The sequence below is a fragment of the Neorhodopirellula pilleata genome (assembly GCF_007859915.1).
Taxonomy (GTDB): Bacteria; Planctomycetota; Planctomycetia; order Pirellulales; family Pirellulaceae; genus Rhodopirellula; species Rhodopirellula pilleata.
The window spans coordinates 47,377-59,959 of sequence record NZ_SJPM01000020.1 but is presented as its reverse complement, the minus strand read 5'-3'; the positions used below and the strand labels follow the sequence as shown (position 1 = coordinate 59,959).

Below are 12,583 nucleotides of genomic sequence, written 5' to 3'. Positions count from 1 at the left end.
CGGGGGAAGCATTTCAACGGACCCCATCATATCTCTCCCGCATCGTACCTGCAAAAGGACCGGAAATCTGTCTACTAATCGTTTCCAAGCAATGTTCCTGCGATGTTCCGCAATTCTGAGATTTCTTCTTCTGAGTTGATTGTGAAGACGGGAAACTCTTCGCCCGTCAAGCCTCCGATGCGAGCAGACCGTCCACCTGGAAAAACCTTTCGCCAAGCTTCGATCAGTTCTTCATGCTCAGCGGTCGACCAACGCGGCAATCCTCTCTCCAAGCTCCGCAAGGTCAGTCGTACAGCGATATCGAGATGGCGGACAGCGCGGATGCGATCGAACCCAAGCGGATCTAGCCGCGTCACGATCGAAAATCCTGCAAAGAAAGGTAAGGACCGGTGCACTTTGGAAGGGTGATCCCATTGAAGCTGTTGGTGGAACTGTTGATATTCGTGGATCAATGATTGTCTTCGTGATCGACGGCGTCGTTCACTCGAGGGAATTTGTCGAACTAGGTTGGCGAATCGCTTTGCTTGTTTTGTCGGTTCGACGGTAGTCTGCTCGCCGGTCGGGTGATGTTCGTAGTCGTGCCGAAAAGCGAAATTCGTAAGTGCTTGGACTGCGAAGCGTTCCAGCGGTTCGGCGACTTCCAGTAGCTGATAGAGTGACGAATGTCGCCAACTCGCTTCATAGCGAATTGCGTTGGCCCACTTCAATGCGATCTCGATTGATTCCAATTGCATCTGCTCGATCGTGTTCCGATCAACACTTTCCGGGAAACGGTTCGCGTCCTGAGAATCGTCGTCGTAGAGCAGCAGCGTTACCACCTGCTCCATTGCGATGTGACGCCCGATCTCGTTCTGTTCATCAAGCTCTTTGCTGAGCTTATTTTGTAATTCGGCGACATCAACACGACTGAGCGGCACGATTGGGCGTTCCCACCAGATAATTGAATCCTTAATGTCGAGCGACTCTCGCATCTCGCCGAACTCCGACGAACCATAATCCGGACCGGAGGTTAATAGCATCTCGGCACGCCACTGAGGCATTGCCGGTGGCAACGTGATCAGCCACTGGAACAGTGAACCGACGAACAAAACGCCCATCGCTATTGCCGCATGTGACAGTCCACGTCCCCAGACAACCACGCCTCGCTGGCCCTCCAAAATGCGTGGCGTCAATCTCCAAGTTGAATAGGCGAACACAGCCACCGACGGAATCAACCAGACGATCACGGTCCTCTCAGGAAGACTCTGGAGCAACCAAAGAGCGAGATAAAACCACAAGACGACGAGGATCGGCGAAGCAAAAATCGCAATGGGTAGCCGAGTGAACCACTGGCCCAAGCACGTCCCCATGAACATGACCAAGGTGAACATCGCGATGATGACCATGTAACTCAACGCGTCCGGCAAGTTCGGGTCGAGTCGCTCAGAGGTTGTCCGTGTGATCATCAAAGTGAGCGCGAATAACAGCGAAATACTGAGTGATACCGCTAGTATGGGCCGTAATCTTGTCCACCAGATAAGGTTCGACGAGATACCTCGCTCACCCAGAAACAACCATCTTGAATGACGTCGATCACCGGAGAAAACCATCAGCCCGAGCAGCAACTGAGCTGCAGGAAGCGCCAAACCGGCCGAATAACCACGTGCCTCGGAATCTTCCGTGGTCAACCATGTCCCACAAACGGCAACGCAGACGATCGCTGCCAAAATCATCACCCAACCGGTCTGCCGAGTTTGCTGCCACAGTAACGCCTTGCGTGCGGTGGGCCGAGCATTCGTCGGAAACGAGGCGAGTGATCGCCCCGAAGGGAAGCCGTGGGTGAGTCTCGAAATCGACAGGGACAAAAGCCATTGTGGCGATGATTCATCGGTCGCGCCGGTGAATCGTCGACGACCGAGCAGCGTGCAAATGCCTACCATCGTCGCATACGTCAAAGCAGCAATGATATAGATCGCCATCAGTTGCCCGGTTGTTGGATCTGGTATCGGATACTTTGAAAACGCATCCCCAACCAACATCCATCGCACACCCAGGTTGGCGAACACCGAAACGGCAACGATCATCGCTGCGGTCACCAGAATGGCCACGATCGGTCGACGCACCCACCAAGCTGCTATCAGACCGCATCCGAGGAGAGCCAGTCCGTAGCCAATCAGTGGTGCGATTTCGTCGGTCGTGATGATTGGAGTGTCTCTGAAAACAAACACCGCGTGTGAGATGGCAAACCATAGCGAGGTCCATACCAGCACCGTCAACCACGCAGCCAAGCTGATCAACATCTTCGAGGCCACGACAATCCGGTGGCTGATGGGAATCGTCCGCAACCAGTCCAACGTGCGGTCGTCGTTCTCACCACTGATCAACGCGGCCGGCAATCCCAGGGCGATTAAGTTGGGCAGCAAGACCCACAACGCTGAAAACGCGGATCGTTCGACGACCCATTCGCCAAGGTACCAGCGGAGCATCGCGGCCAAGAGAAACAGGCCCGCCGTTCCCAGCATCGCTACGGTCCACATTGGTGCCGCCAGCCGCGCATCTTTCCACAACAAACTGAAAAACACGCCGGGACGCCGCCGCACCGCAGCGACTTGATATTCCCCATTCGACTCTCGGACACGATCATGAAAAGAGATGGAACTCATAATGCCTCAGCCGCTTTCTGAAGTCGTGCAATCAGTTCTTCGTGTTCGATCAGGAAGATCGGGACATCCTCGGGGATGGCGAAGAAGGTGTCGGTCTGAATTCGCGCTGTCGGGGTGTAAATCGCTAACTTCCACAGACGAATCTGTTCCGGCGTTTGAAAGTCCATGCGAGATGGCAAGGTCGTCTCGAGCTGTTGCAGAACCGTGCGCGTGCCCTGGTCGATCAAACGACGGACGCGTCGCATCTCGATTCCCAATCGATAGCGTGGGTCCGAGAAAGAATGTCCAGCAAACGAGGTTGGACTGGACTGAAAACGTTTCCAATCACTCAGCAACGCGATTCGTCGCGACTGAAGTCGGAGTTGCTCAGACGGAATCAAACCGACTAAACGGACAAAGGCTGCCCGTTCGTCGACCTCGGATTGGGATGCTGGCGGTTTGATGTCGGCTTCGAACAAGCCTTGTGCCTTGGCAATCCGCTGAAGCCAAAACAGTCCTTCTCGTTCACTCGGTTCGGCCACCTGCAGCAAGAAAGAAAGTGAACCCGTTTCGGCGGCGTGCAGACGGGCGGCCGTCGCGTTGCGCAAAGCACGCGAGGCCGATGCGATTCGATGCCAGTGCGTCAGCGATTCCTGGTCTGCTGGGGCGAACGAAATTCGAATCTCTTTCGGCATCTGAGCGGGCTGATCGCTTGTTAGCGACCGAAAATCACTGGCGGAGAAGTCCTGAAAGTCTGGCTGGAAATCGTAATGCGATGGCAGATCAAACGATGGGCGACGAAGCCGGACCGCCGCGGCTTCTTCTGCGGTGTACTCAGTTTCGTCCCAAAGCCCGGCAGACAATTGCGGTATTTCAGACGACAAAGTCTTGGCTTTCCATGTCGGCATCGCCGGCGGTGTTGTCCACCAGATGCTTCCAAAGACTCCCGCCGAGATGACGCCCATGGCAAGCATCGCGTAAGCCAGTCCGCGAACCCACAATCCCGGCCCGGTTTGTCCCTCGATTAATCTTGGCATCAAACGCCAAGTGGCGAATAGCCAAACCACGGCGGCCGGCCACAATGTCCAAGACTGTTCAGGATAAACTATCAATTGATTAAAGACGGGTGAGCACCACAGCGACGTCCAGAATGGCGCGAGCAAGTAAGACAGCGTGGGCTTGCGTCCCCACTGGCTGGCCGCCGCACCGATCGAGAACAGCAGGAGTTGTGAAACAAAGATCGTGGGCAACATGGAAAACACGATCGGCATTGGCCGGTTAAACTCCCCTGTCCTGACACTTGCCATGCACAAAATCACGTTGGTCCCGATTACGAGGCTCACCAATAAAGACGGTAATAAACGTGTCCACCAAACCTTCGTAACCGAGATGCCTCGTTCGGCAAAAAAGCCAGTGCGTTGCCGTTGCCGATCACCGTAGAACGTGGTGACGCCTAATACGACGTGGATCGTAGCAAGAAATAGCAAGGCCAAGGGTGCAATTGCGGCACTGAAGACATGGTCGACCGGCATGCTCCCCAGATAGGCAGTCCCGGCAAACGCGACCGCGAGGCAACCGGCCAACACCCAACGGGTTTGTCGAACCTGTTGCCAAAGCAGCGACACCACGATGGGAGGCCGACCGCCGACGGCCATCGAGCGAGTGGGCACCCACGTCGACTCAGTGGCCAGTGCTGGTCGTACTCGGTTGGCACGCCCAAGCGATCGAGGCAATCCGAACGGTGATTGATCGCAGAAGCCCGCAAGTCGCCGTTTCGCCAAGACGAGCAATATCACGACGCCCGTAGCAACATGCCCAAGTGCCAAACAACCGAAAGCGGTATCGGATCGATATTGAGGGGGAAGGTTCCACGCAATGAAACTACTCAGCCATAAGCAACCACCCATCAGCGGAATCACTAACAGCGCGGCATAGATCGGACTGCGAAATATAAAACTGGATACGAAAGAAGCCAACATCACCGAAGCACCGCAGAGCAAGACAATCAACACCAATTCATGACTCTGCGACACACCTTGCCCAGGGCCGATTCCTCGGCTGATGCAAGTAACCTGCCAAAGCAAGATGGCGATGATCGCAAGGCTCAGCCAAACGCTCACGGCGACCAACGCTTTCGATGCCAAAACACCTCGCCATGAGATCGGCAGGCCCCGCACCCAATCCAAAGTCCGGTCTTCGTTTTCGGTCCCGATCAACATCGGCGGCAATCCCAACGCAACGAGGGTGGGGATCATGATGAACAAACCCATCAGTGCATTGGAATCCGGAAACTGCGACACCCACGGCAAACATAAAATCAAGAATACCACCGCGACCGAAATCAAGCCCGCGATCCACAGCGATCGCACCAATCGCACGTCTTTCCAGATCAATCGGCCGAAAGCGGAATGTCCCCAGACCGACGGCTTGGGCCGCGAAACGGAAACCGAATTGCTGGCGGAGTGCACGTCTCGAGTCACCACGCTCATGTCATCATCTCCGCTTCCTCATCGACCTCGTTCGGTTCAGTGGATGGTTCAAGCGGTTGGCCGCAAACCGCGATGAAAATCTCTTCGAGCGTTGGGACGGCCGCGTCGCAGTGTCGGACGCCTTCTTCGGTCGTGAAGTCGTCGCGCCAGTTTTCGGCCAACTTGCCGACGACCCAGCGACGTTGACGTCCGCTGATCGTCGAACTGAAGATCTCACCACGCGGCACCGGCGACTCGACATGGGCATCGTCCATTGTCGCGGTGACGATGCGAGTCTCGTGTTTGAGCGTCTCGAGTGGCTGGATCAATCGAATCTTGCCACCATGTAAGATCGCAATCACGTCGGCGACTCGCTCGACTTCGTTGATCAGATGACTGCTTAGCAACACCGTGCGTCCCGCCGCCGCCCGATCCACCATCGACTCCAAGAACTGACGACGAACGATCGGGTCGAGACCCGAGGTCGGTTCATCCAAGATCAGTAGTTTGGGATCATGGGCCGTCGCCAGTGCCAACGCGACCTTAGCGCGTTGACCTTTACTCATGGCTGAAATCTTGGTGTCGATCGGAACTTGAAACTCACGGATCAGTTGTTGGTAACGGTCGGGAAAGGCGTCATCGTAAAACGCGCTGGTGAACCAACCGATCTCCGAAGCCGTCATCCATTCGTACAGCGCAGGCGAGTCGGAGACATAACCGATTTGACGCCGGATCTCGACGGAATCCTTGCCGCAATCGTGACCTAACAATTGAGCCGATCCGATATCCGGTTTCAAAAAACCAGTCAGAATTCGAATCAAGGTCGTTTTCCCCGCACCGTTTTCACCCAACAGGGCGAGCACCTTGCCTTGAGGTACCAAGAGATCGACTTGGTCGAGCGCCTGACAATTGCGAAACCGTTTGCTAACGCCGTGGACTTCGATGACGTTCGGGGTTACCAGTTCACTGGACATGAGCGCAATGCCTTCTAGTGGATGGGACGTGAATCAAGAGAAGCCGGTCAATCATGAGGCACCCGTCCGTTGGACTGAGCCTGCAAGATTTGCAGTTCGGATTCGAACAAACTGCGCAGTTGGTCGGCCGTCATGCCGCCGGAAATCGCATCGGAGAGTGCCCGCCGGACGGCGTCGGCAACGAGGCTATTGCGTGCCGCGGTGCATCGGTCGATCGCATCACGTCGGACGACCATCCCCTGGCCTCGCAGGGGCTTGAGAATTTCTTGAGCCTGGAGTTCGCGATACGCCCGGGCGATCGTGTTCGGGTTCAGCGCGATGTCGCGAGAAAGCTGCCGGACACTGGGCAGCATTTGTCCGCCCACCAGCGTTCCGTCGGCGACGGCGAGCTTGACCTGGCGGACGATCTGCTCGTAGATCGCCACGTCGCTGGTGGAATCGATGCTGAAAAACACGCCACAACCTCGGACCAAAAGAACTAGTGTGCTAGCACGATAGCACGCCGGTCCTGGGTCGTCAAGACTTCAAGTAAGTCAATCGATTTGTGGCACGGCGGTCCCTGCCGTGTTTCACGGTGGGGACCACCGTGCCACGATGATAGGCACCCTAAAATCAAGTTGGAACAAAGCACTAAGAGGGTGAATTCTAAAAACTGTTTCGGAACGCTTCTTTAGGGTTGCAACTCAGGGGCGTGTCCGCCCGCGAGTTGCTGGTGGCAGTCGTTGCAGTTTTGCACCAATGCACGATACGCTTCAGTAGTCGCCTGGAAGTCCTGGTTTTGGGCGGCTTGATGGAGTTGCTTGCCCGCGACCTGCAGGTCGGCGGAAAGGCCTCGCCATTTTTGCATGTCGTAACCCGTGTCACGGATCGCCACCAAGTTCGCAATCTCGGCGGCTCGGCTACCACTTTGGGCGATCGCCTCCCATTGTTTCTTGGATTGTGGTTGCGATTACCAAGCCAACTCGATGCCACCGCCGCCGAGATGTAAGACTTGGTTCTTGCTCGCTTGCAGGTCGTAGTTGGCGACCAATCGGGTCGATCGGGTCCAATTGATTCCGACCTGGGTGCCGAAGGTGCCAAAGCTACGTCCGGTTTCCAATCCGGTTTGGACGAACGATTGCGCCGGTCCATCGAGCGAAGCGACCATGTCGGCGGATTGATCGGCGAGTTCGTACAAGAACGCGGCTCTCAATGCGTAATTCAGTCCGACGCCGCCGATCGCGAGATCGGATTGGCCGAATCGAATACCAAGCAGCGTTCGCAGCGAGTCGTGATCGGCTTGGGCGACGTCCAGTCCCATGTCGCCGGTTTCGCCGAACGCGTCCAAACCGACGTGAACGTATTGCAGGCCATAGTAAGGTTGCAGCAGCGAACTTCCGCCGCCGAAATCAAAACCGTTTTCGAGGTAAACGAGCGCCCGGCCGGCGTCGGCTTCGCCGGTGGTGGTTTGGTTGATTCCGGTGATCGCGCGGTTGGCGTCGATGTCATCGAATCCGCCCGCGGCCGCCATCAACAGGTAGGTTCCTGAACCACCGCATAGCCGGGCGAAACCGCCGAGAATTGTGCTGGACTGTTCCACCGACGAGGCCGCATAGGCATCGCGGAGATTGACGTCGGTGGCGTTGCCGAAGAACCCGAACGTACCCGTTCCGGCGATGTTTTTACCAAACCCGAATGAGGTTCCGCCGAGAGAATAATCCAGGCCGCCGTTGTTGCCGTCGTTCTGGGTGGCACCGCCGATGCCGAATCCGGCGACCCAACCGACCCATCCGCCACCGACTGATCCACCACCGCAAGCGGGCGACGTTTGATCGAGCGAGACGAGCTGGTTTGAAAGCGTTTGAGCGGCAAGCCCGGTTTGTTGGACCGCCAAGGTGACGCTCGACGCGTAGATCGCGCCACCGACCTGCGTCAATAACTCAAGCTGTTCGGCCGCCGTCGCGGTCGTGTTGAAATTCAGCAAATCGTTACGGTTGGTCGTGCTTAAATCAAACAGATTGTCGTCGAGGAAAGTCGCGACCCGCCGCGTGTTGATCGTTCCCGGTAACATACCGAACTGCGTTTGAACTTGGTTGATCTGCAGCAGGATGCTGTTGGCACCGAAGATCGTCGTGAAGTTATAGGCTGCCAAGTTGTCCGTGATCGTGGTGAACCCAGTCCCGCCGGTCGTTCCGGTCGACGTGAAGATGGTGTACTGGGTTCCGTTGGTATACGTTCCATCGACGGCGATCACGTCGAGGTTGGCTCCATTGATCGTGACGTTGCCATCGACACGAAGGATGTCATTGTGCGTTCCGGCGGTGTTGCCGCCCGGTGCGATCTCGACTTCGACGTTGCCTCCGGTTTGGGTGTAGTTGCCCGTTTGGCTCAAATCGCCGATGGAGTTGCCGACCGCGAGCGTTCCACTGTTGTTGATGTCGCCGTCGATGTTGCCTGATCCGCCGAGCGTTCCGTTGGTTCCGATCGTGAGGCCGCCACCGACATCGAGTTCGTCGTTGACTCGCAACACGCCGTCGTTCACCGCGAGCGAGGCGAAACCCGTTAATCCGGTGAAGTTAATGGTTCCTTCGCCGCCAATCGTCAAGCCGCTTTCACTACGAACGGTCCCGTTGAGCGTCACCTCGGCACCGGCGGCCGCTTGGAACAAGACATTGCCGGACAACTCATAGAGCCGATCCGACTCGGTCGATGCGAGGAAGATTAATGCCGCGTCGGCGACGTTGACTTGGTTGTTGCCGGCACCCAATGACGCATCGCTGGCAACGCCGTAGATCCCGTTGCGAAAGGTGGTCTCGCCCATATGGGTATTGGTTCCCGAAAGCGTCGCGACGCTATTGTTGAACTCCACCGAGCCGGGACCCTGAATACTGCCCGATAGCGTCAAGTTCGTGGCGTCGAAGATGATGAGTTTCGGGAGGTTCCCAATAAAGATCTGGTTGAGATCACCGATCACGATGTCATTGGCGATCGTCAATCCATTCGCGGACGAGGTGAGGTTGGATGTACCTAGGCCAAACGAAACCATTCCGGTTCCAAACGCATTTTGGTGTCCGACCGAGAGATTCACGTTTTCGCCGACTTGCGTCCCACCGGTGTAGGTGTTGTTCCCGTCGAGCGAGAAGTTGGAATCATCAGCGAATATCAAGCTATTGCCGATACCCGACTCGCCTATGTTTCCGGTCAAGTTGGCTTGGCCGGTGAGCATGGTTTGAGCTTGCGTCAGCGTGATCGGTCCCGAAAGCGTCGCGACGTTGGTCAACAAGGCGTCAAAGGTGAGCGAATTGCCGAGGTTGACCGCGTTGTTGAGCGTCAGCGCGGAGTTGACGGCCAGCGTGTTGTCGCCGTTCATTTGGATCAAGCCGCTGCCGAACGCGTCCGCTTGCGCGATGCGAACATTCAAGCCAAAGAAATCGGTCCGGCCGGTTCGGTTGCTGCCTCCGAGTAGTTCGAGTTGAGCCCCGGGGTTGACTCCCAATGATAACAACGTCGTCGGGTCGGAGGCGTTGATGGCCGACGTGATGGTCAGATCACGCTGTAGATTCAGGAGCGTTCCGGTTTGCAAATTGATATCGCCGTCGAAGGTCATGGTCCCATCGGTTTGTCCGTCGATGATCACAAGCCCGTTCCAATTCATGTCATTGGAAAGCGTTAAGTCTGATGCCGTTTGCTTATTGATCGAGCTGATCCCGTTGCTGGTCACCGAACCGGTTCCCAACGATGCGGCATTGTTCACGCCGATGTGGGCATCTTGAAGCGTGGTGCCTCCGGAGTACGTGTTCGCTGCGGTCAGGTTCAAGATTCCCGGTCCGGTGATGTTCAATCCACCGGCTAACGAATCTTGATCGGTGTTGAGATCATCGGAGATCACATCGCTGATCGTCTGCGTTTGGCCGATGGTGACGCTGATGTTGAGATCGATGCCGTCGTGCAGGTACATGCCCGTGCCACTGGTGCTGCCGGTTCCGGTTCCAGCGCCCGCGGTCAACGAACCGCCGGAGATGTCGCTGTTGATGATCGTCAGTGACCCGCCGCTACGGACAAAGATGGCACCGCCGAGGGCGTCACCACCGTCACCGGTTTGTCCATCGTCACCGCCGTCGCCGGCACCGAAACCTCCGGTGCCCGCCGTTCCTCCCGAGGCCGCACCGGCACCACCGCCCATAAAACCGCCAATGCCGGATGATGCCGTCGTGCCGTCTCGCGACGTTCCGGCAGCACCGCCACCGCCGAAATCTCCCGCGTTGCCACCGGTCCCCGAATTCGGGTCACCATCGCCTGCACCGCCACCGCCGCCACCGAAGTTCCCGCCGTCTCCACCCGAGCCGCTGTCACCGACAGTACCGTCAGGGCTCATTCGCCCGCCACCTCCACCTCCGCCGTATAGTCCGCCATCGCCGCCGGAGCCCGCGTCGCCTGAATTGCTAGCGCCGCCGCCTTGGCCGCCAAGACCGGTTGATCCGTCGACTCCGTCGGTTTGATCGTTCGCCGCACTGGAGCTGTCGCCTCCGTCCGAAAATCCGCCGCCGGTAGCCCCGGCAGTGCCGTTGGCAATCCCTCCCTCGCCGATCAATCCGCCGCCTCCGCCGCCTCCTTCTTTTCCGGACGCGACGTCGCCACCGTCACCGCCCCATCCCCCACCGCCAGCTCCGCCAGCAACGTCTGAAGAATTCAACGAACTGCCACCGTTTCCGCCGAATCCGCCGCCACCGCCGCCGCCCTGTGCGGCAGTCGCCGCGCCGCCCGCGCCACCCTCGGCCGAGTTTCCGGTCAAGGTGACTCCTTGAATCGTCACGACCGCTCCCGAGTTAACGAACAATCCGCCGCCCGCTCCGGCTCCACCGCCACCACCCCCGGCTCCATCGCCCCCATCACCGCCGTCGGCTTTGCCGTCTTTGAGCGTGATGTTTTCGATCGTGACGGTCCCGTCGGCGATGAAGAACAGACGGTGGTTGGTTCCGCCGTCGATCGTGTTTCCCGCACCGTTGATGGTGACGGTTTGGCCGGTTCCGAGGATCATCGGAAGATCTTCGGTGAGAGTGATCGAACCGAGACCGTTGTCGAAGTTGATCGTGTGCGATCCTGCTCCGGCGGCGTTCAGATCGGCAATCGCTTGATTAAGCGACCCGGCCCCGATACCCGCTGTGTTGGTGACGACGAACACATCCGCATGAGCCGATGAAGACTTCCAAAACGACAGCGAGGGCGTCAGCAGACCTAAAGCCAACCATAGTTGCCATCGCTTTTTGCTTCGGGAAAGCTTCATCGAGTTTAACCCACAACACGTAATCGGTACATTTCAACACGACACATTTCAACACGACGGGGTGGTGCAAGGACTGCCCGTATCATGTGTCATCGTTCCGAACCGGTGTACAAATTGAGTGTTTTCAGCGAATGGACGTTATTCGTGGTGCTTTGTCAGTCTTCAATCCTCTTATCTGGACGTAGCGAAAGCTTAAGCAACGCGGCGGTACAAATAATCGTTCAGTGTTCGCTTGGCCGCCGATCGGCCGAGTTCGATCACCGTTTCGGATGAACTGAAATCGAACCAAGCGATGTTTCCCACCTCGGGTCGGATGACGATGTCGGCGACCTCGATCACGTGTCGCCGCATCATCCGTTCGCAGATGTCATCGAGTCGCATCATCACGTCGAGCGCCGTGTCGCAACGTTGGATTCGCATCGGGTCTTGACCCACATCCACCGCGATCGTCAGATCACTGGCGTAACTTTGAGCGATTACGGTGGGGATGGATTCGATCACACCGATGTCGCACAACAACATGTCATCCCACGGGACCGGCGGAAAGATTCCTGGGATCGCCGTCGACGCCAAGACCGCTTTCCGCAACGACCCGCTTTCCAAAACCACCCGTCCTCCGCTGAGCAAATCCACCGCCACGATGCTCAGCGGGTTGGGCACATCGGCAATGTCCACATCAGGTAGCAAATGTTCGATCGATTCACGCAACGGCGCGTCGGAGATCAAACTCGATCCTCTGACCGCTTTGGTGATCCGCCGGTGAGCGTCGAGCACTTTCTTCAAGCGGCTGTACCACGAGAACGTGCTGCCGCTGTGCTCATCGTCGTCCGGTGGCGCGACGCCGCAAAGGTGCTTTTGTTTGGATTGAAAGATCGGCGAGTGCAGGAGCTGCAACGCGCGTGCTTGCACTTGTTGGATGTCCGGATCGAGGGCGCACATCGCCCCGACCAGACTCCCCATGCTGACACCCACGATGCGCTCGATTTGCACTCCTGACTCGCCGATGGCTTGCATCGCCCCGAGGTGCGCCAAGCCGCGAGCGCCGCCGCCGCCCAAAGCAACGACGGCCCGACGAGGCGACTCCACGATCTCGCTACTCGGACGCGGTGAAAATAGATTCAGCCAACTCATGATGAATTCCTTTGAAGCTAGTCCTTAAGGCGGCTACGCCGCAACCATACAAACCCGACGCGAAAGTTTTGAAATTGCACTTTTCTCGTAACCCGCTGCGTAAGCGAGGGATCATTGATATTGACT

Annotated in this window: 7 protein-coding genes; all 7 read right to left on the bottom strand. The window is 57.3% G+C overall.

The features are described 5' to 3' along the window. Nucleotides 1-74 precede the first annotated feature (74 nt). Entirely contained in the window at nt 75-2,642 is a 2,568-nt protein-coding gene (locus Pla100_RS27190) for an ABC transporter permease (protein ID WP_146581991.1), read from the bottom strand. Next, entirely contained in the window at nt 2,639-5,110 is a 2,472-nt protein-coding gene (locus Pla100_RS27185; protein WP_146581989.1) for an ABC transporter permease, read from the bottom strand. The genes Pla100_RS27190 and Pla100_RS27185 overlap by 4 nt, the downstream gene beginning before the upstream one ends. After that, nucleotides 5,107-6,063 (bottom strand): ABC transporter ATP-binding protein, encoded by a 957-nt coding sequence (locus Pla100_RS27180; protein ID WP_146581987.1) that lies wholly within the window; start codon nt 6,061-6,063, stop codon nt 5,107-5,109. Before Pla100_RS27180 ends, Pla100_RS27185 begins: the two co-directional genes overlap by 4 nt. 47 nt (nt 6,064-6,110) lie before the next feature. Continuing rightward, nucleotides 6,111-6,518: a GntR family transcriptional regulator gene (locus tag Pla100_RS27175; RefSeq protein ID WP_146581985.1), complete on the bottom strand. Its 408-nt coding sequence runs from the start codon at nt 6,516-6,518 to the stop codon at nt 6,111-6,113. Nucleotides 6,519-6,733: 215 nt separating this feature from the next. Continuing rightward, complete coding sequence (locus Pla100_RS27170) at nt 6,734-6,937, bottom strand: cytochrome c (RefSeq protein ID WP_146581983.1); 204 nt, start codon at nt 6,935-6,937, stop codon at nt 6,734-6,736. A gap of 75 nt (nt 6,938-7,012) precedes the next feature. Then, nucleotides 7,013-11,326 carry an autotransporter outer membrane beta-barrel domain-containing protein gene (locus tag Pla100_RS27165; RefSeq protein ID WP_197168272.1) on the bottom strand — a complete coding sequence of 1,438 codons (4,314 nt, stop codon included), beginning with the start codon at nt 11,324-11,326 and terminating at the stop codon, nt 7,013-7,015. Between the two features lie 192 nt (nt 11,327-11,518). Next, a complete protein-coding gene (locus tag Pla100_RS27150; protein ID WP_146581977.1) occupies nt 11,519-12,457 on the bottom strand; it encodes a patatin-like phospholipase family protein in 939 nt (312 codons plus the stop codon). Between the last annotated feature and the right edge of the window lie 126 nt (nt 12,458-12,583).

Bases quoted from the DNA above. Each gene is read 5' to 3' on its own strand.
- Pla100_RS27185 (WP_146581989.1), bottom strand. From the start codon at position 5,110: ATGAGCGTGGTGACTCGAGACGTGCACTCCGCCAGCAATTCGGTTTCC.
- Pla100_RS27165 (WP_197168272.1), bottom strand. From the start codon at position 11,326: ATGAAGCTTTCCCGAAGCAAAAAGCGATGGCAACTATGGTTGGCTTTA.
- Pla100_RS27150 (WP_146581977.1), bottom strand. From the start codon at position 12,457: ATGAGTTGGCTGAATCTATTTTCACCGCGTCCGAGTAGCGAGATCGTG.
- Pla100_RS27180 (WP_146581987.1), bottom strand. From the start codon at position 6,063: ATGTCCAGTGAACTGGTAACCCCGAACGTCATCGAAGTCCACGGCGTT.
- Pla100_RS27190 (WP_146581991.1), bottom strand. From the start codon at position 2,642: ATGAGTTCCATCTCTTTTCATGATCGTGTCCGAGAGTCGAATGGGGAA.